Here is a 19,396-nt window from a genome sequence, read left to right on the forward strand (position 1 = left end):
CCGAAGCGGCCGCAGGGCGTACAGCTGCTGTCACACGCCTTGCGGCCGCTTCGGCGCACCCGCGGGCCGGTCCCGACCCGCCGGCGGCGCGCCGACGGGTTCGGTCGGCGCGCCCGTTGAGACAAGTGTCACCAGCCGTGTCCGGAGCCTTGGGAACCGGACCGGGGCGAGCTACGGTCGTATACCAAGAAGGCGCAACGGCGCCTCGCGCAGGACACATGAACGAGCAGGCGGGTTGCCCACCCACCGTGTGCTCCCGATAGCATCCACCGGGACAGCAGCCGTCCCTCTCGTACCCGATCCCCGCGGTGGCCCCCGTCCAGCGGCCATGATCCCCCGCGACTAAGGTCTTCGATGCCCATCAGCCCGTCCCCTCACACCTCCGTCACGGACCGCGATGCCCTCGCCGCCCCGACGGCCGGTCGGCGACCCCGCGTGACCATCGCGCGCGGAGCCACCCCCTGGTTCGTCCCCACCCTCGCCACGGCCGCCGTGACCACCGCCCTCACCCGGCGCAGCGGCAAGTGGGCCCTGGCGGCGGTTCCGGCCTGCGCGCTCGGCGCGGGCATGCTGTGGTTCTTCCGCGACCCCGAGCGTGAGATCGGCACGGGCCGGGTGATCTCCCCCGCCGACGGCGTGGTGCAGAGCATCGACGCCTGGCCGGACGGCCGCACCCGGGTGGCGATCTTCATGAGCCCGCTCAACGTGCACGTCAACCGCGCGCCGCTGCCCGGCACCGTGACGTCCGTCGAGCACGTCGCGGGCGGCTTCGTGCCCGCGTTCAACAAGGACAGCGACCAGAACGAGCGGGTCGTCTGGCACTTCGACACCGAGCTCGGCGACATCGAGATGGTCCAGATCGCGGGGGCCGTGGCCCGCCGGATCGTGCCGTACGTGGACGCCGGAACCAAGGTCGAGCAGGGCGACCGGATCGGCCTGATCCGGTTCGGCTCCCGGGTCGACACCTACCTGCCGGCCGGCGTCGAGGTCGGCGTCGAGGTCGGCCAGAAGACCACAGCCGGGGTGACACGCCTTGACCGTGACTGATCCTGAGACGATCGTCGGCCTCGACGACGAGGAGACGGCCCTGCGCCGCCGCCGCTGGGCCCGCGACCGTGAGCTGCGCGCGCCGCGCTCGCCGCAGCACCTGTCCACCGCAGACTTCCTGACCCTGGGGAACGCCGTCTGCGGCTTCCTGGCGATCTACTCGATCACCACCGGGGTCCTCGTCCCGCACATCACCAACCCGGACGCCGCTCCGGACAAGCACAGCGCCGCCACCGCGGTGACGCTGCTGCTGATCGGCTCGATGTGCGACCTCTTCGACGGGCTGGTGGCGCGCAAGCTCCGCTCCTCCGCCCTCGGGGCCGAGCTCGACAACCTGGCCGACCTGATCAGCTTCGGCATCGCGCCGGCCTACTTCGTCGCGGTCTGGGGCATGGTCTCGCCGGGCTCCAACAGCCGGCTCTCGGCGCTGATCGCGCTGACGGTGCTGCTCGCGGTGGTCCTGCGGCTCGCCCGCTTCTCCGCCGTGAAGATGCGGCCCGGGGTGTTCCAGGGCATGCCCTGCCCGATGGGCGCGATGACGGTCATCGCCATCGTGCTGCTCGACCCGCCGTTCCTGCCCGGCCTGCTCGCCATCTTCGGCGCCGCGTACCTGATGGTGAGCCGGATCGAGTACCCGAAGCCGCAGGGGCTGCTGGCCACCGCGACGCTCTGCTGGATCGTGCTCTCGATCGGCTGCCTGGCGGCCTGGGCGACCGGCGCTCCCGGCGGTGACAACCTGCTGCACATCGGCGCCTACGCGCAGATCACGCTGGCCGCCATGGCCCCGCTGCTGGTCATCCGGCGCAAGGTGGGCCAGAAGGTCGGGGACGTGCGGGCGCGCCGCGCGGAGTCCCGGATCGGCTGAGCCGGCCACGGTACGACGGAAGGGCCCGGATCCGATGGATCCGGGCCCTTCCGCACACCCTGGGGCGCCCGTGTGGCCCCCGCGCCCGCCTTCGGGCCCGCCGGTGCCGCGGGGAGCGGCCCGGGCCCCCGGTCGCTCAGGCGCCGCCGCGGTGGACGCTGAACGCCGAGCGGCGGGCGGCGCGCGCCACGCCCGGGTCCGGGTGGACACCGGAGACGGCGGTCAGCACCGAGGCGGCCCGGGGGTGCCCGGACTGCCGGGCGCGGGCGAAGAGCCGCACCGGGTCGCCGGCCGAGGCGCCCTCGACGTGGCCCACCAGCAGTTCGGTCTCGCCGTGTTCCAGGACGGCCGCGGCGGTGTCCACCCAGAGCCAGGCGGCGTCCTCCGCACCCAGCACGTCGGCCGGGGAGACCCCCTCGTCCGACTGCTCGGCCAGCCAGAGCAGCGCGTACGGGCGCAGCACCGGCTCGTCCACGGCGGCCCGGACGGCCTGCTCGGCGGTCGGGCCGGCCACCCGCAGGGCCTCGAAGGCGAGGCCGCGGACCAGCGCGTCGTCGCCCTGCGCGGCATCCAGCAGCTCGGCCACCGCCCGGTCGGCCGGGCGGGCGGCCACCCAGGCGCGGAACTCGGCGCGGGCGGGGCCGGGCGAGTAGTCGGCGCAGGCGTTCAGGAGTTCGAGGGCGCTCTGCTCGATGTGCCCGGCGGCGGTCTGGGCGACCGTGCAGATCTCCTCCAGCTTGGCCCGGACCGCCCAGTGCCCGAGCGGGGAGAGCTCGGCGGCGTCGTCCTTGCGGACCACTGCGCCGACGGCGGCCAGGCCGTCCAGCATCCAGTCCAGGACGGCGGCGACGTCGCCGGGCGCGGCGGGGGTGTCGATCTGCGGCTCCCGGCAGGTGCCGCGGACCGCCGAGACCGCGGAGGCGGCGTGCGGGACGGGCGACAGCGACAGCGCGGCAGTGCCGCCGGCCACCCTGCGCTCGTCCAGGCCGCGGCGCAGCAGCTCCAGCAGCTCGCTGTCGGCCACCGGGCCGGCCACCAGGTGCAGGAAGGAGAGCAGCTGCGGCGCCTGGTCGACGGCCTGACCGGCGAGCACCGCGAAGACGCCGCGCAGGGCGGCCGGCGGTACCGGGGCGAGCAGCGTCCAGGCGTCGAACAGCGCCGACCAGCCGCGGACCACGGCCTCGTCGTCGTGCTCCCAGGCGTGCAGGCGCCAGCCGGGGGCGGCGCCGCCGTCCCGGGCCTCCACCAGGCCGACCAGGAGCGCCTGGCCCCAGGCCTTGGCGGCGGCGCCGACCGTCATGGCGAGGGCGCGGCCGGCGGCACGGGCGTCGTCCGGGAGCAGTTCGCCGCGCTTGTCGACCTCGGAGAGCTCGCCCGCCCAGCGGGCGATGCGGACGGCGTCGACCAGCATCCGGCGGGCCAGCGGGGCGAGCTCGGCGGGGGCGGGGAAGCCTTCGGGCACCGGGACCCGGCCCCGGCCCGGTGCGGGTGCCGGCCCTCGCCTGCGGGGTACGCCGGGACCGCCCGGCCTGGCGCCGGCGGGGCGGTGGGCCGTGCCGGGCAGACGGGTCACCGTCGCACCGGAACCGATCGTCGGCGGGAGCGGGGCATCACGGTCGCGCGGGTTCCGAGACGTCACGTCGAGCAGTCTTCCCCTTGTACCGGCCATCTGTCACATCCGGTTCGCCTCCGGTACCGGTGGGCGGCGGCAGCGGGTCCACAAGATCGGGCAACAGGCCCCAAACCGCCTGGCCGAAACTGAATGACGTGACCACGCCAGGAAACCCTCCGGGGGTGCGACCGGGGAGGTGGGAGGGGGCGGACGGCCCTCCCGCGGCGTCAGAGCAGCGGGGTGAGCCAGCGGCGCAGCAGCTCCTCGTAGGCGCCCGGGTCGGCGTTCCAGAGCGCCGCGTGCTCGCCGTCCGGGACTGCCTGGAGGCTGACCACGTCGGGGCGCAGGGCCGCCAGGCGGGCGGCGGCCCTCCAGGGGGCGATCCGGTCGTCCGGGCTCTGCAGGACGAGGGTCGGCGCCCGCAGGTCGGCGCCGTCCGCGATCCGGGTGAAGCCGGCCAGGTCCACGCCGGTGCGGCCCTCGGCGGCCAGCGCGCCGAGGTCGGCGGCGGTGCCGCGGAAGCCGGCCCGGGCGGCGCCCCGGCGGGCGGAGGCGGGCAGGTCGAGCACCGGCGAGTCCAGCACGAGGCCGGCGATCGAGGAGGCCCAGGCGGACCGCGCGGCCACCTGCAGGGCGATGGTGGCCCCGACCGACCAGCCGTAGAGGACGATCCGGGCGGCGCCGTTGTCCAGCGCGAGCCGGACGGCCGCCTCGACGTCCCGCCACTCCGTCTCGCCGAAATGGCCGAGGCCGTCCGGGGAGGCGGGCGCGCCTGCGTCGCCGCGGTAGGTCACGACGAGGGCCGGCAGGGCGAGCCGGTCCAGGACCGGAAGCACCGGGAGGACCTGCTGGCGGTCCGCCTCCGGGCCGTGCACCAGGACGACCCAGGTGCCGCGCTTGCCGTCCAGGTACCAGGCCGGGAGGGCGCCCAGCTCGCCCTGGGCGGCGGTCTCGCCGTACGCCAGGCCGAGTGCCCCGATCGGGTCACCCAGGTACACCCGGGGGGTGAAGCGGACCTCGGTGCCGGCGGTCAGCGTGCCCCGGTCGGCCCGGACCAGGCGACGGGTGACGCCCCGGTCGTCCCGGTGCAGGATCTCGTCGACGACCGCGTGCCCGCCGCCGGCCCACTCGACGCCCCAGCGGCCGGGCCGGGCGCTCTCGGGGCCCGGGGTGAAGGTGACCCGGCCGGCCCCGAGGGCCTGCACGAGGACGGGACCGCCGGGCGCCTCGCGGGCAGCGGTCGGACGGACCATCCGCTCCGACGCCCGGCGGCCGATCACCAGCACGGCGACCCCGGTTCCGACGGCGGCGGCCGCCACGGCGGCCGCGGTTCCCCAACGCATATCGCTCCCCGCTCTGTCGGTCGCGGACTGGGCACTCTGTGCGCACCAGTCCACTCGCGGGGGCTGCGGGCGGCCACCGGACGCGGCCGTCCGGGTCATACCGGGAACCCCTGCGCGGTCGGGACCCGGGACGGGCGGCCGGTCAGAACCCGGCGGTCACACCGGGATGTCGGTCTGCCGGCGGCCGAGCAGCTCCCAGAACCGCTCGCCGACCGGCTGGTCCCCGGTGCCGGCGGCACCGGCCGCCGGCACCGGGGATCCCCAGCTGCCGGCGCCCCAGTGCGAGGAGACCTGGTACTCGCTCTGCAGCTCCGCCAGCACAGCGGCGAGGTCCTCCTCGTGCACCGGCACGATCCGGCCGATCGCACGGACGTGCGCCTGCCAGCGGCCGTCCACGCACTGCTTCAACCGCTGGTCCAGCTCCTCCCGACGGCCCGTCACCGCGACCAGCTCGCGCAGCCGCAGTCCGAGCACCTGGGCGAGCGCATGGGTCTGCGCCTCGTCGCCGTCCCAGCGGTCGGCCGCCTCGGCCTGCTGGTAGTGACGCAGCGCGATGCCGATCCGGCGGGCCGCAGCCTCCTGGTTGAGCTCCCGGGCCACCCGGAAGTCCCGCAGCCGGGCCGGGTGGGCGCCCATCAGCTGGGCGGGCGGGCACCAGAGCGCCCGGGCCAGGGCGATGAACTCCTCCTCGGTCGGACGCAGCTCGCCGCCCTCCCAGCCGAGCACGTGGGCCGGCAGCAACCGGACCCCGTGCGCGGCCATTGCACCGGCGACCTGCTCGGGGGTCAGTCCGAGGCCGGCGCGGTGCGCGCGGGCGGCCGCCGGGGAGAAGGGCACCGGCGGCAGGGCGGGTGGCTGTCTGCGTCGCATGCGCCGACCGTAGGGGTCCGGTCCACCGGCGCCCCAGCCGCCGAACGCACGAAGCGGGACTGGAGGTACCTCCAGGCGGATGGACGATCCCACAGCCTGTCATGCGCCTGCGGCGGTCGTGATCGGAGATAGCGACGTGGTCGGGAACGGTGAGGACGGGGGTGCGGCGGCGTGAGGCCGTGTGACCAACCCCTCCGCGACCTTGGTTGACTCGCGGTTCGGCCGCGTGATGGGATCCTTCAGCCAATACGGAGGCATGCAGAGGAAGCCGGTGCGAGTCCGGCGCGGTCCCGCCACTGTCACCGGGGAGCACGTCCGACACGATTGCCACGGCGGGCCGTCAGAAGCCGCTGGAAGGCGCGGGCGTGCGTTCGACCCGGAAGCCAGGAAACTCTCGCCCCCGGTACGTCGATCCAGGGCGCGGACCCTGAGTGAGGACACGCACGCGATGCAGGCTGCCCAGCCCCACCGAGACCTCCCCTGCCCGCCGTGCGCCCGCTGACCCGCGCCGCCGCCTTCGCCCTGGGCGCCGCCGCCGGCAGCCTCGCCGACGCCCGGTTCGCCGACCCGCGCCGCGGCCACCCGGTGGCGCTCTTCGGCAGCGCGGCCGGCCGCCTGGAACGCCGGATCTGGCGCGACGACCGAGGTGTCGGCGCCGCCTACACCGCGCTCTGCGTGGGCACCGTCACGGCCGCCGCGGCGGCCGCCGAGCGGCTGCTGGCCCGGCGCCCGGGCGGGCGGGCCGCGCTGGCCGCCGCCGCGACCTGGACGGTGCTCGGCGGCACCTCGCTCACCCGGGAGGCCCGGACCATCGGCCGCTCGCTCACCGCGGGAGACCTGACGGCGGCCCGGGCCCGGCTGCCGCACCTGTGCGGGCGCGACCCGAGCGCGCTGAACGAGCAGCAGGTGGCCCGCGCGGTCGTCGAGTCGGTCGCCGAGAACACCGCCGACGCCGTGGTGAACGCGCTGGTCTGGGGCGCCGTCGCGGGCACACCCGGGCTGCTGGCCTTCCGCGCCGTCAACACCCTGGACGCGATGGTCGGCCACCGCTCGCCGAGGCACACCCGGTTCGGCTGGGCCTCGGCCCGGCTGGACGACGTGGCGGGCTGGCCGGGTGCCCGGCTGACCGCACTGCTCGCCGTGGCCGCCGCGCCCGAGCCCCGGACCGCCTGGCGGGTCTGGCGCCGGGACGGCTCCGCGCACCCCAGCCCCAACGCGGGCCAGGCCGAGGCGGCCTTCGCCGGCGCCCTCGGCGTCCGCCTGGGAGGGACGCTCAACTACGGCGACCGGGTCGAGCACCGGCCGGTCCTCGGTGCGGAGCTGCGGCCGGTCGGGGTGGACGACATCGAACGGGCCTGCCTGCTCTCCCGGCGGGTGGGCGGGCTGGCCCTGGGTACGACGGTCGCGGGGCACCTGCTGCTCCGGGCGGTCCTGGGCAGGAGGGGAAGGGCATGAGCAACGCGCTGCTGGTCGCCGGGACGACCTCGGACGCGGGCAAGAGCGTGGTCACCGCGGGCATCTGCCGCTGGCTGGCCCGGCAGGGCGTCAGCGTCGCGCCGTTCAAGGCGCAGAACATGTCGCTGAACTCGTTCGTCACCGCCGACGGCGCCGAGATCGGCCGGGCCCAGGCGATGCAGGCGCAGGCGGCCCGGGTGGAGCCCGAGGCGGCGATGAACCCGGTGCTGCTCAAGCCCGGCGCGGACGGCCGCAGCCAGGTGGTGCTGCTGGGCCGCCCGGTGGCCGAGGTCGGCGCGCTGGACTACCGCGAGCGCAAGCCCGTGCTGCTGGAGCGGGCCCTGGAGTGCCTGGCCGACCTGCGCCGCCGCTACGACGTGGTGGTCTGCGAGGGCGCCGGCTCGCCGGCCGAGATCAACCTGCGGGACCGGGACATCGCCAACATGGGCCTGGCCACCGCCGCCGGGCTCCCGGTCGTCGTGGTCGGGGACATCGACCGCGGCGGCGTGTTCGCGGCGATGTACGGGACGCTGGCGCTGCTCTCCGCGCAGGACCAGCGCCACGTGGCCGGCTGGTTCGTCAACAAGTTCCGCGGTGACGCACGGCTGCTCGCCCCCGGGCTGGAGATGCTGCGCGAGCTGACCGGCCGTCCGGTGCTCGGCACGCTGCCGATGCTGTCGGGGCTCTGGCTGGACGCCGAGGACTCGCTCGACCTCACCACCGTGGTGGACCGCGCCGAGGGCCGCGGGCCGGTGGGCCGGGACGTGCTGCGGGTGGCGGTGGTGCGCTTCCCCCGGCTCTCCAACTTCACCGACGTGGACGCGCTGGCCCAGGAGCCGGGCGTGCTGGTCCGCTGGGCCACCCGACCGGAGGAGCTGGCCGACGCCGACCTGGTGGTGCTGCCGGGCACCCGGGCCACCGTCGCCGACCTGGCCTGGCTGCGCGGGCGCGGGCTGGAGCCGGCCCTCCGGGCGCGGGCCGCGGCCGGGCTGCCGGTGCTCGGCGTCTGCGGCGGCTACCAGATGCTCGCGCGCGGGATCGTCGACGGGGTCGAGTCCCGGGCCGGCGCGGTGGACGGACTCGGCCTGCTGCCGACGCACGTCCGGTTCGGCGCCGAGAAGGTGCTCGGCAGGCCGGTCGGCGAGGCCTACGGGCAGCGGGTGGAGGGGTACGAGATCCACCACGGAGTGGTGACCGTCGAAGGGGGCGCGCCCTTCCTGGACGGCTGCCGGGTGGGCGCGGTCTGGGGCACCACCTGGCACGGCGCGCTGGAGAACGACGGCTTCCGGCGAGCCCTGCTGGGCGAGGTGGCCGCCGCCGCCGGCCGGGACTTCGTCCCCGCCCCGGACACCTCCTTCGCCGCCGCGCGCGAGGCCCGGCTCGACCGGCTGGGCGACCTGATCGAGGAGCACGCGGACACCGACGCGCTGTGGAAGCTGATCGAGGGCGGGGTGCCGGCCGCGGGCGCGCTGCCGTTCCTGCCGCCCGGGGCCCCCTTGGAGAATCATGAGTGACGTCCGCTACCCGTTCACCGCGATCGTCGGCATGGCCGACCTGCGGCTCGGGCTGCTGCTCAACGCCGTCTCCCCGGCCGTCGGCGGGGTGCTGGTGCGCGGCGAGAAGGGCACCGCCAAGTCGACCATGGTGCGCGCGCTGGCCGGCCTGCTGCCGTCCATCGCCACCGTCGACGGCTGCCGCTTCGCCTGCGACCCGGCCGCACCGGACCCGCAGTGCCCGGACGGCGCGCACGACGGCGCGCACGCGTCGGCACGCGCGGCCCGGCTGGTCGAACTGCCGGTCGGCGTCTCCGAGGACCGGATCGTAGGCTCGCTGGACCTGGAGCGGGCGCTGGCCGAGGGCGTCAAAGCGTACGAGCCGGGACTGCTCGCCCAGGCCCACCGCGGCGTGCTCTACATCGACGAGGTCAACCTGCTCCAGGACCACGTGGTGGACCTGCTGCTGGACGCCGCCGCGATGGGCCGCTCCTACGTCGAGCGCGAGGGCGTCTCGGTTCGGCACGCCGCGCGGTTCCTGCTGGTCGGCACGATGAACCCGGAGGAGGGCGAGCTGCGGCCGCAGCTGCTCGACCGGTTCGGCCTGACCGTGGAGATCGCGGCCACCCGGGAGCCGTCCGAGCGGGCCGAGGTGGTCCGCCGCCGGCTCGGCTACGACGCCGACCCGGCCGGCTTCGCCGCGCGGTTCGCCGCGGACGAGCGGGAGCTCGCCGAGCGGATCACCGCGGCCCGGGAGCTGCTGCCCGAGGTCGAGCTGACCGACCGGGCGCTGCGCCAGATCACCGCGGTCTGCGCCGCGTTCGAGGTGGACGGGCTGCGCGCGGACATCGTCATGGCGCGGACCGCCGTCGCGCTGGCCGCCTGGGCGGGGCGCACCGAGGTGCTGGAGGAGGACGTCCGCAAGGCCGCGCAGCTGGCGCTGCCGCACCGGCGCCGGCGCAACCCCTTCGACGCGCCCGGCCTGGACGAGGAGCAGTTGGACCGGACCCTCGCGGAGCACGCCGGACCGGAGGAGCCCGAGGAGCCGGCGGCGGAGGACCCGCGGCCGGAGGGCCCCGGCGACGGCGGGCCCGGGGACGACGGCCCCGAGCCGGACGGCGACGGCCCGGGCGACGGCCCGGACGGCGGCGGGGGCGGCGCGCCCGAACCGGCCGGCCCGCCCGCCCCGACCGGCACCGACGCACCCGCGCCCGGGCCCGAGGAGGCCCAGCAGCAGCCGGTGCCGGTCCAGCCGCCCGCGCCCGGGCGGGAGACCGCCCCGGTGGCGGCCGGCGAACCGTACCGGACCAGGCTGTTCAAGGTGGACGGCACCGGGCGGGGCGCCCAGGGCCGTCGCTCCCCCGCCGAGACCGACGGCGGCCACACCATCCGCGCTCGGCGCCCGCAGGGCCGGCTCGCCCGGCTGCACCTGAGCGCCACCCTGCAGGCCGCCGCGCCGCACCAGGTGGCACGCGGGCGGACCTCGCGCGCGCTGCTGCTGGCCAAGGACGACTTCCGGGAGCAGGTCCGCCAGGGCCGGGAGTCCAACCTGGTGCTGTTCGTGGTGGACGCCTCGGGCTCGATGGCGGCCAGGCAGCGGATGACGGCCGTCAAGGGCGCGGTGCTCTCGCTGCTGATGGACGCCTACCAGCGCCGCGACAAGATCGGCATGATCACCTTCCGCGGCGCGGGCGCCGAGCTGGCCCTGCCCCCCACCTCCTCCGTCGAGGTCGGCGCGGCCCGCCTGGAGTCGCTGCCCACCGGCGGCCGGACCCCGCTGGCGGCCGGGCTGCTGCGGGCGCACGAGGTGCTGCGGGTCGAGCGGATGCGCGACCCCCACCGCCGGCCGCTGCTGGTCGTGGTGACCGACGGCCGGGCCACCGGCGCGCCGGACGCGGTGGCCCGGTCGCACCGGGCGGCCGCGCTGCTGGCCGCCCAGGGCGTGACCGGTGTGGTGCTGGACTGCGAGGCCGGTCCGGTCCGGCTCGGCCTGGCCCGAACCCTGGCGGCGCGGCTCGGCGCCTCCGCCGTGACCCTGGACGAGCTGCGCGCCGAGGGCGTCGCCTCGCTCGTCCGCGAGAACCGTGCCACTCCCCTGCGAAAGGCGGCCTGATCCCCATGCCCAAGGGCGTTCCCGAGAGCGTTCCCGACGACGGTCTGACCACCCGCCAGCGCCGCACCCTGCCGATCACCGCCGTGCACACCGGCCCCGGCAAGGGCAAGTCCACGGCCGCGTTCGGCATGGCGCTGCGGGCCTGGAACCAGGGCTGGCCGGTCGGGGTGTTCCAGTTCGTGAAGTCCGCCAAGTGGAAGGTCGGCGAGGAGAACGCGCTGCGCGTGCTCGGCGCCTCCGGCGAGGGCGGCACCGTCGACTGGCACAAGATGGGCTCCGGCTGGTCCTGGATCCAGCGCTCCTCGGAGATGGAGATGGACAGCGAGGCGGCGGCCAAGGAGGGCTGGGAGCAGGTCAAGCGCGACCTCGCGGCCGAGACCTACCGCTTCTACGTGCTGGACGAGTTCACCTACCCGATGCACTGGGGCTGGGTCGACCCGGAGGAGGTGGTCGCCGTGCTGCGGGACCGCCCCGGCAGCCAGCACGTCGTCATCACCGGCCGGTACGCACCCGAGCCGCTGACCGCCTTCGCCGACCTCGTCACCGAGATGACCAAGGTCAAGCACCCGATGGACGCCGGCCGCAAGGGCCAGCGCGGCATCGAGTGGTAGCCACGGGAGCCCCCTGCACGTGAACATCCCCCGCCTCGTCGTCGCCGCACCGTCCTCCGGCTCCGGCAAGACCACCGTCGCCACCGGCCTGATCGCCGCGCTCGCCGCGCGCGGGCTGGCGGTCTCACCGCACAAGGTCGGCCCGGACTACATCGACCCGGGCTACCACGCCCTGGCCGCCGGCCGGCCGGGCCGCAACCTGGACGCGTTCATGTGCGGGCCGGAGCGGATCGCGCCGCTCTTCCTGCACGGCGCGGCCGGGGCGGACGTGGCGGTGGTCGAGGGCGTGATGGGGCTGTTCGACGGCGCGTCCGGCCGGGGCGAGCTGGCCTCCACCGCGCACGTCGCCAAGCTGCTGCGGGCGCCCGTGGTGCTGGTGGTGGACGCCTCCTCGCAGTCCCGCTCGGTGGCCGCGCTGGTGCACGGCTTCGCCTCCTGGGACCCGGAGGTCCGGCTCGCCGGAGTGATCCTCAACAGGGTCGCCTCCGACCGGCACGAGCTGCTGCTGCGCGAGGCCCTGGAGGAGGGCTCCGGCGTGCCGGTGCTGGGCGCCGTGCGGCGCTCGGCCGCCGTCGCCACCCCGTCGCGCCACCTCGGCCTGATCCCGGCCGTGGAGCGCTCGGCGGAGGCGCTGCGGGCGGTCGCCGACATGGGCGAGCTGGTGGCCGGCTCGGTGGACCTCGACGCGGTGCTGGCACTGGCCCGGACCGCTCCCCCGCTGGGCGCCGAGCCGTGGGACCCGGCTCGCGAGGTCGCCCCGGTGGCCGGCGCGCCCCGGATCGCGATGGCCGGCGGCGCCGCGTTCTCCTTCTCGTACGCGGAGAACGCCGAGCTGCTCGCCGCTGCCGGCGCCGAGGTCGTCCCGTTCGACCCGCTGCACGCCGACGCGCTGCCCGATGGCACGGCCGGCCTGGTGATCGGCGGGGGCTTCCCCGAGCTGTACGTCCGGGAACTCAGCGCGAACGCCCGACTGCGGGGGGCGATCGGCGAGTTCGCCGCGGCGGGCGGGCCGATCGCCGCGGAGTGCGCCGGCCTGCTCTACCTGGGGCGGGAGTTGGACGGGCTGCCGATGTGCGGGGTGGTGGAGACCTCGGCCCGGATGACCGAGCGGCTGACCCTCGGGTACCGGGAGGCCGTGGCGCTGCACGACTCGCCGCTGGCGCCGGCCGGCACCCGGCTGCGCGGGCACGAGTTCCACCGCACGGTCTGCGAGCCGGCGGCCGGTGAGCGGCCCGCGTGGGGCTGGCGGCTGCCGACGGGCCCACGCACGGAGGGGTTCGCGGTCAGCGCGGGTGCAGGCGCCGCAGGTGCGGGCGCGGGTACGGGCGGGGCGAACGTTCACGCTTCGTATCTGCACCTGCACTGGGCAGGATCACCGCAGCTCGCCGCCACGTTCGCGGCCGCCGCCGCCGCGCACTGCGCGGGCTGAGCCGAACCGACGCCCCATCGGGTCTGGTGCCGCCCCCGTGCAGGCGTCAGAATAGGGACTGAAAACCGCATACCGCCCCAATCGCAACCGGTACCGGCCAGACCCGACCGCCTCCGGCGAGCCGACCGATTGCCGGCGACCGCCCACTCGGCGGGGTCGCCGAAGCCTCCCCGCGGGGTGGACAGGCTCAAGGAGCCGTCACTATGCGTATCGACTTAACCCCGCTGCATCACCACCCCGCCGACCATCGCCGCGCCTGCCCGGTGCCGCTGGCACCCAAGGCCTTCGCCCAACTCCGTGCCCGCTACCAGGACCTCGTCGAGAGCCGACGGCTGCCGGAGGACATCTCCTTCGAGCAGTACTACTACGTCTGGCGCTCCCGGCGGCGCGGTGAGAACGTCATCGGCCTCGACGACGGCGCCGTCCGACCCGGTCCCAGCGCCGGGGCCCAGCTGATCACCCGTCCGGCCAAGCGCCTGAAGGGCGAGGTCCGCACCCTGGTGCTGCTGGTGGACTTCCCCGACCTGCCGCACGGCCCCGACCACACCGTCGGGCACTTCCAGCAGATGCTGTTCAGCACCGACACCTTCGCCACCGGCTCGATGCGCGACTTCTACCGTCTGGTCAGCGGCTTCGACCCGGCCCGCCCCGCGAACGGCGGCATCGACGTGGTGGGCGAGGTGCACGGCTGGTTCCGGCTGCCGCACCCGCTCTCCTTCTACGCCGACGACCAGTCCGGCATGGGCGACCCGCCGCGGAACGCCCAGGGCATGGCCGCCGACGCCCTGGCGCTCGCCAGGCAGGAGGGCATCGACTTCGGCGGGTTCGACGCCCTCGGCGAGCACCTCGTCACCGCCCTGTTCATCGTCCACGCGGGCTCCGGCGCCGAGCAGACCGGGCAGCCGGGCGACCTCTGGAGCCTCAAGTGGAATCCGCCCGACGAGCACGGCGTGGAGGTCGGCCGCAACCTCCGGGTGCAGACCTTCCTGACCGTCCCCGAGGACTGCGCGGTCGGCGTCTGCGCCCACGAGTGGGGCCACCTCGCCGCCCGCTGGGCCGACTTCTACGACACCGGGCGCCTGGAGGCGACCACCTCCAACGGCCTCGGCAACTACTGCCTGATGGCGGCCGGTTCCTGGGGCAACGAGGGGATCACGCCGGTCTTCCCGAACGGGATGCTCCGGATGTTCCACGGCTGGACCGTGCCGCAGGAGGTCGTCAGCACCACGCGCGGCATCGCACTGAGACCGGTCGCCGAGGGCGGCGAGCTGCTGTTCGTCCGCAACCCGCAGCGGATGAAGGAGAGCCAGTACATCGTCGTCGAGTACCGCCGGAAGTCCGGCCAGGACCGCTTCCTGCCCGACCAGGGCATCGCCGCCTACGTGGTGGACGAGGCCATCGACAACGTCAACGACGAACACCACCTCGCCATCGAGCTGCTGCAGGCCGACGGCCGGCGCGACCTGGCGAAGATCTTCGGCACCGGCAACCGCGGTGACAACACCGACCTCTACCCCTCGCTCGGCAACACCAGCATCGGCCAGAACACCGTCCCCGCGCTCAACGAGCCGGACGGCACCTGGAGCGGCGTCACCCTCGACATCGCCGGATCGCTGGGCGCCGACCAGATGGAGGTGGACGTGACCATCGCCTGACCCCCTCGACGAGGTCAACCGGCGACTCTCCGGTGGCCGCCGAGAGCCTCGGCGGCCACCTGGCCTCCGGCCACGGCCGCCTCCACACCTTGTGCCCGGCCGTCAACGGCGCCTCCGCCCAGGACGTCGACACCCTCTTCGACCTCGTCGACGACCTGAACCGGATCGCCGGCATCCTCCAGGAGCAGGCCGAGGCCCGCCACTCACCGCCCGCCACGCGGTGAGGGCCCTGACCGTCCGGCGGTCGGGGCTTTCACCCGTCCGCCGGGACCGGCAGGGTGGCCCGGCCCGGTGCATCGGGCGGCCGCGGAGTGCACCCCGGGCGCGTGGTGGACTCGTCAGCCGCCGACGGCGCGGACGTAGATGTCGGCGGCGCCGGGGAGGCCGCTGGGGATGGTGGCGACGTAGATGCGGCGGCCGGGCACCAGGTGGACGGAGGTCGGCACGGGCGTCGGGCTGGGCGTCGGGCTGGGCGTCGGGCTGGGCGTCGGGGTAGGTGTCGGGGTAGGTGTGGGGGTGTCGGTCGGGGTCGGGGTCGGTTCGACGGGCGGGGCCGGGGGCTCGGGGTCGTCGGCGGAGCGAATGCCGGACGGGGACGGGTCGACGGCCTCGCCGCCCTCGGTGTCCTCGCCGGCGGTCTCGTCGGACGGCTCCTCCTCGGGGCAGGGCGACGGGCCCGCCGGTTCCGGGGAAGCGCCGGCGGTCGCGGTCGGCGAGGGCACGACGGCCGGGGTCACGGCCGGCGAGGGCGCGGCCGCCGGCGTCGGCGTCGGGGCGGCCGGCGGAGATTCCTCCGTGGTGGCCGTCGGCGTCGGGGACGGCGGGGCCTGCCCCGGTTCGGCGTCGGTGAGCTCCTGGGCGGTGTCCGGCTCGTCGCCGCCCAGGGCCGCGGTCAGATCGGTCGGCAGCGGGGTGGTCGGTCCCGGTGCCGGGAGGCCGTAGGTGCGCAGGAAGTCGCCGACGCCGACGTCCTGGCCGCCGGCCAGCCGGTAGTGCAGGTAGGCGACCGGAGCCCCGTCCGCGAGGTGGGTGTACACCGCGCCCACCGGGACGTAGTAGCGGCCCGCGCCCGGGTGCTGGGAGGGGTGGAGGCCGGCCAGCAGCTCGGCGCGGTCCCGGTCGGTCTCGGCCGCGCCGCGCCCCAGCGTCAGGGCGTTGACGCCCCGGACGGCGAGGGCCGCCAGGGCCGCGACGGAGAGCACCAGCCCGATCGCGACCGTCCGCCGCAGGACCGGGCGACCGTGCAGGGCCGGCCAGGAGTCGCTGGACGTGCGTTCGGGCGACATCCCGCCGTCGGGCCCTCGTTGCGTCACTGTTCCCGTCCCCCCGGTCCGTCGACGCGTCGTGGCGCCGCCGCCACTCGTCGTGCTCGACTCGTAGTGTCGACGTGGACACTACGCTCGAAGTTCCGAGTGGGACCAACCGGCCCTATCAGCCCGGATATGCCGGGGCCACGGCCGCGTCGAGCAGCCGTACGGCAGCGCCGCCGCCGTCCGCCGGGACGGTCCACAGATCGGCGCCGAAGTCGCCCGGGAGCGCGTAGAGCAGGGTGGAGCCGTTCGACCAGACCGCCTGGTCGTCGATGTTGCGCTGCTCGGCGGTGGCGGTCTCGGTCATGGTCGCGAGGTCGAGCACGTAGAGCCGCCAGGGCGCGTCCGGGGAGGCGTCGGCGACCCGCTTCTTGTACGCGATCCGCGTCCCGTCCGGGGAGAGCGACGGGCACTCGACGTTCTCGTGGAGCATGGTGAGGGTGCGGGCGGCGAGGTCGCCGCGGACGAGGTGGGTGCGGCCGCCGGTGGCGACGGTGGCGTAGAAGGTGTCGTCGTCGGCGAAGGTGACGCCCCAGACGTTGACGTCCGGCGCCCGGTACGGCTTGCCGTCCTCGATCAGGACGAAGTCCTCCAGGTTGTCCCGGAGGTTCCAGTCGCGGACGTCGACGATCGACGTGCGGGTGGAGAAGTCGGTGCCCGCGTAGGAGTCGCCGCTGACGAAGACCGTCCACGCCGCGAGGTGGCCGGACGGCGAGACCCGGGAACGGGTCGGGATCCCGGCGGCCGGGAAGGAGCGCAGCTCGTGCAGTCGGTCGTCGAGCACCACCGCGCGGTAGCTGTCCTGCAGTGCGCCGTGCTCGGCCTGGAGGCAGATGCCGGTGCCGCCGGCCGTGTGGAAGCGCAGGCACCGGACGCCGGAGGCGGTCCGCGGCCCGTCCGGGTGGTCGGCGGCGACGGTGGCGAGCTCGTCCCGGTGCGGGCCCCAGGCCATGTTCCGGAAGACCAGCGTGCCGGCCTGACCGGGCCTGAGGGAGACCGTGCCGCGGGTGACCACCGGGCCGCCGGGCTGCGCCCGGTCGCGCTCGGCGGAGCGGTCGGCGGCGTACAGCACCGCGCCGGTGCCGACCGAGCCGAGCAGCAGCACGGCGAGCAGCAGGGTCAGCACCCGGGTGCGGTTCCGGAGGGACGTGGTCACGAGGGCACCTCGGGGTCGGTCGGACGGTCGTTCACAGGGGCGGCGGGTTCGCGGAGCACCACGGCGGCCCCGGCCACGCAGACCGCCAGTGCGGCGGCCGAGCAGGCCAGCGCCGAGGTGCCGCCGACGGCGCTCCAGAGCGCGCCGAACACCAGCGAGCAGGCGAACCGGGCGAGCGCCTGGCCGGTGCCGACCAGGGCCAGCCCGGCGCCTCGCCGCCCGGCCGGGACGGCGTCGGCCGCCGCGGCCGCCAGCACCCCGTCGGTCGCGGCGTAGAACGCGCCGTGCAGGACCAGCACGCAGACCGCCACCGGCAGCCCGCTCAGCGGCGAGAGCAGCAGCCCGTACGCCAGCAGCAGCACGCCGTGGCCGGCCAGGAAGAGCCGGCGGCGGCCGACCCGGTCGGCCAGGGCTCCGAGCGGGACGGCCAGCAGCAGGAAGGCGCCGGCGGTGCCGAGCGGCAGCAGCGGGAAGAGGTCGGTGGCGAGGCCGAGCCGGCGCTGCACGAGGAGGAAGAGGAAGGAGTCGCTGACGGTGGTCAGGCCGAGCAGGACGGCGCAGAGGGTCAGCCGGCGCAGTTCGGGCAGGCGCAGCAGGGCCAGGCCGTCGCGCAGCCGCGGACGTTCGGCGGCCGGGGCCGCGTCCGCGGCGGGGGTGAGGCGGTTCGGCACGAACAGCAGCAGGAGCAGCACGCCGAGCACCGCCACGCAGGCGCTGACCGCGAACACCGCGTCGTAGCCGTGCCGGTCGCCGCCGTCGGCGAGCAGCGGGCCGCCGGCCAGCCGGAGCACCAGGAAGGCGGCGAGCGGGCCGAGCAGCGCGCCGGCCGTGTCCATCGCACGGTGCACCCCGAACGCCCGACCTCGGTGGGCGGGTTCGGTGGCGAGCGAGATCATCGCGTCCCGCGGGGCGGTGCGCAGGCCCTTGCCGGTGCGGTCGGCGGCCAGCACGGCGCCGATCAGCGGCACGGTGTGGACGATCAGCAGCAGCGGCTTGCAGAGCGCCGACAGGCCGTACCCGAACGCGGCGACCGCCTTGTGCCGGGGCGTGCCGTCGCGGCCGGGCCGGTCGGCGAGGTGGCCGCCGGCCAGCCGGACCAGGGCGCTGAAGCCGTTCTGGATGCCGTCCAGCAGGCCGAAGCCGAGCGGGGAGAGGCCGAGCCCGGTGAGCAGGTAGAGCGGCAGCACGGCGCTGACCATCTCGGAGGAGACGTCGGTCACCAGGCTGACGGCGCCCAGCACCACGACGGTGCCGGGCACGGCGGCGGCGGCCGCCCGCCGCCCCGGCTGCGGAGCCGGGGCGACGGGGGCCTTGGAGCTGCGGGATTCCGCGACGTACACGGGCGTCAGTTCCAGATGCCGGTGATGGTGGCGGCGGTGTTGGCGTTGCCCGCGTGGGTGGTCAGACCGGAGAGGTCCTCCAGCGTGCGCAGCACGTTGTAGTGGTTGTAGGTGGTGGAGGTGGAGGAGCCCGGGGTCACGTGGGCGCCGTAGAAGAGGGTGGGGATGCGGTTGCCGGAGAGGCGGTTGTCCTCGTCGAAGGTGAGCACGAGCATGCTGTTGTTGTTCTTCGCCCAGGCGGCGTAGGCACCGAGCTTGTTCTTGAGCCAGGTGTCGCCGGTGGAGACCGAGCAGTCGTGCATGTCGTTGCAGAGGTCCGGGATGACGAAGGAGACCTTCGGCAGGGTGCTGTAGTCGGTCGGGAACTGGTTGAAGGTGTACGCGGTGCTGGTCGGCACGTTGCTGAAGCCGAACCACGGGTTGTGCTTCTGCGCGTACTTGCCGCTGGAGCAGGTGGTGGAGCCCTGGCTGGGCAGGCCCTCGTTGTAGCTGCCCCAGGTCTTGCCGGCGGCGATCAGCTCGGAGGCCAGGTTGGGGGCGCCGATCGAGCCGACCTTCACGCAGCTGTCGTCCGTGCGGCCCTGGTTGGAGCCGGAGAACAGCTGGTAGTAGTTGGGCTCACTGGGGTGGGTGAGCCCGTAGGACTGGGTGAGGTTGGCGCCGCCGGCCTTGAGGGTGTTGTTGATGTACGGCGCGCTGGAGCTGCCGATCAGCTGCGAGTAGGCGTGGTTCTCCAGGACGACGACCACGATGTGGTCGGGCGCCGGGAGGGTGGCGGCCTGGGCGGCGGTGCCGGTGGCGGCCCAGAGGCCCAGCGAGCCGGCCGTCAGGGCGACACCGGCGGCGAGGGCGGTCAGGGTGCGGCGGCGGGAGCGCTTCGGCGCGGCGGGGGCCTCCGCGGGGACCTCTGAAGAGGCGTTCATGTCAATGGTGTCGGGAGTCTCGGGCATCGTCGTCCTCCGTGCGTCGGGAGCGGCTGGGGCGGGGTGAGGCGGTACGGCGGCGGCGAGCGCCGGGCCTGGAGCGCCGAGAACAGTAGGAGCGGCACGGTGGCGCGTGCCCGGGGGGCGGGGTGAAGAACAGGCGAACAGCGGTCG

At 75.5% G+C, this 19,396-nt stretch carries 16 protein-coding genes and 1 riboswitch; of the genes, 9 read left to right on the forward strand and 7 right to left on the reverse strand.

The annotated features are described in order from the left end of the window. Positions 1–354 precede the first annotated feature (354 nt). Together ACF9IK_RS10135 and ACF9IK_RS10140 are read left to right on the forward strand one after the other, a co-directional pair. On the forward strand, positions 355–1,047 hold the full coding sequence (locus tag ACF9IK_RS10135; protein ID WP_049655656.1) for a phosphatidylserine decarboxylase: 693 nt from the start codon (positions 355–357) through the stop codon (positions 1,045–1,047). Beyond that, on the forward strand, positions 1,034–1,912 hold the full coding sequence (locus ACF9IK_RS10140) for a CDP-alcohol phosphatidyltransferase family protein (protein ID WP_374209180.1): 879 nt from the start codon (positions 1,034–1,036) through the stop codon (positions 1,910–1,912). The genes ACF9IK_RS10135 and ACF9IK_RS10140 overlap by 14 nt, the downstream gene beginning before the upstream one ends. Positions 1,913–2,048: 136 nt before the next feature. On the opposite strand, the gene ACF9IK_RS10145 is transcribed toward ACF9IK_RS10140, so the two are convergent. The 3 genes from ACF9IK_RS10145 to ACF9IK_RS10155 form a co-directional block, all read right to left on the reverse strand. Then, positions 2,049–3,374, reverse strand: a complete 1,326-nt coding sequence (locus tag ACF9IK_RS10145; RefSeq protein WP_428846366.1) for a hypothetical protein — start codon at positions 3,372–3,374, stop codon at positions 2,049–2,051. A 377-nt stretch (positions 3,375–3,751) separates the two neighbouring features. Further along, positions 3,752–4,867 carry an alpha/beta hydrolase family protein gene (locus ACF9IK_RS10150; RefSeq protein ID WP_395293906.1) on the reverse strand — a complete coding sequence of 372 codons (1,116 nt, stop codon included), beginning with the start codon at positions 4,865–4,867 and terminating at the stop codon, positions 3,752–3,754. Positions 4,868–5,023: 156 nt separating this feature from the next. Then, complete coding sequence (locus tag ACF9IK_RS10155) at positions 5,024–5,737, reverse strand: XRE family transcriptional regulator (RefSeq protein WP_395293907.1); 714 nt, start codon at positions 5,735–5,737, stop codon at positions 5,024–5,026. Positions 5,738–5,970: 233 nt separating this feature from the next. After that, a riboswitch (cobalamin riboswitch) is annotated at positions 5,971–6,133 on the forward strand. 93 nt (positions 6,134–6,226) lie between these two features. On the opposite strand from ACF9IK_RS10155, the gene ACF9IK_RS10160 reads away from it, so the two are divergent. The 7 genes from ACF9IK_RS10160 to ACF9IK_RS10190 all read left to right on the forward strand — a co-directional run bounded on the left by ACF9IK_RS10160 (position 6,227) and on the right by ACF9IK_RS10190 (position 14,717). Further along, positions 6,227–7,192: a cobalamin biosynthesis protein gene (locus ACF9IK_RS10160; RefSeq protein WP_395293908.1), complete on the forward strand. Its 966-nt coding sequence runs from the start codon at positions 6,227–6,229 to the stop codon at positions 7,190–7,192. Continuing rightward, entirely contained in the window at positions 7,189–8,706 is a 1,518-nt protein-coding gene (locus ACF9IK_RS10165) for a cobyric acid synthase (protein ID WP_395293909.1), read from the forward strand. The genes ACF9IK_RS10160 and ACF9IK_RS10165 overlap by 4 nt, the downstream gene beginning before the upstream one ends. Continuing rightward, positions 8,699–10,798, forward strand: a complete 2,100-nt coding sequence (locus tag ACF9IK_RS10170) for a putative cobaltochelatase (protein WP_395293910.1) — start codon at positions 8,699–8,701, stop codon at positions 10,796–10,798. The genes ACF9IK_RS10165 and ACF9IK_RS10170 overlap by 8 nt, the downstream gene beginning before the upstream one ends. A gap of 5 nt (positions 10,799–10,803) precedes the next feature. Further along, a complete protein-coding gene (gene cobO, locus ACF9IK_RS10175; RefSeq protein ID WP_238863176.1) occupies positions 10,804–11,409 on the forward strand; it encodes a cob(I)yrinic acid a,c-diamide adenosyltransferase in 606 nt (201 codons plus the stop codon). A gap of 19 nt (positions 11,410–11,428) precedes the next feature. Continuing rightward, positions 11,429–12,838, forward strand: coding sequence for a cobyrinate a,c-diamide synthase (locus ACF9IK_RS10180; protein ID WP_395293911.1), 1,410 nt, complete (start codon positions 11,429–11,431; stop codon positions 12,836–12,838). Between the two features lie 203 nt (positions 12,839–13,041). Further along, positions 13,042–14,493: a M6 family metalloprotease domain-containing protein gene (locus ACF9IK_RS10185; RefSeq protein ID WP_395293912.1), complete on the forward strand. Its 1,452-nt coding sequence runs from the start codon at positions 13,042–13,044 to the stop codon at positions 14,491–14,493. Positions 14,494–14,525: 32 nt separating this feature from the next. Beyond that, entirely contained in the window at positions 14,526–14,717 is a 192-nt protein-coding gene (locus ACF9IK_RS10190) for a hypothetical protein (RefSeq protein ID WP_395293913.1), read from the forward strand. A gap of 114 nt (positions 14,718–14,831) precedes the next feature. Here the strand turns inward: ACF9IK_RS10190 and ACF9IK_RS10195 are convergent, their stop codons facing one another. From ACF9IK_RS10195 to ACF9IK_RS10210, 4 genes are all read right to left on the reverse strand, one after another. Beyond that, positions 14,832–15,779 carry a hypothetical protein gene (locus tag ACF9IK_RS10195; protein ID WP_395293914.1) on the reverse strand — a complete coding sequence of 316 codons (948 nt, stop codon included), beginning with the start codon at positions 15,777–15,779 and terminating at the stop codon, positions 14,832–14,834. Between the two features lie 145 nt (positions 15,780–15,924). After that, positions 15,925–16,959, reverse strand: a complete 1,035-nt coding sequence (locus ACF9IK_RS10200) for a TolB family protein (RefSeq protein ID WP_395293915.1) — start codon at positions 16,957–16,959, stop codon at positions 15,925–15,927. Beyond that, positions 16,956–18,299, reverse strand: a complete 1,344-nt coding sequence (locus tag ACF9IK_RS10205; RefSeq protein WP_395293916.1) for an MFS transporter — start codon at positions 18,297–18,299, stop codon at positions 16,956–16,958. Before ACF9IK_RS10205 ends, ACF9IK_RS10200 begins: the two co-directional genes overlap by 4 nt. Before the next feature lie 5 nt (positions 18,300–18,304). Then, on the reverse strand, positions 18,305–19,222 hold the full coding sequence (locus tag ACF9IK_RS10210; protein ID WP_395298532.1) for an alkaline phosphatase family protein: 918 nt from the start codon (positions 19,220–19,222) through the stop codon (positions 18,305–18,307). Positions 19,223–19,396 lie beyond the last annotated feature (174 nt).

The sequence above is a fragment of the Kitasatospora hibisci genome (genome assembly GCF_043950205.1).
GTDB lineage: Bacteria > Actinomycetota > Actinomycetes > Streptomycetales > Streptomycetaceae > Kitasatospora > Kitasatospora hibisci.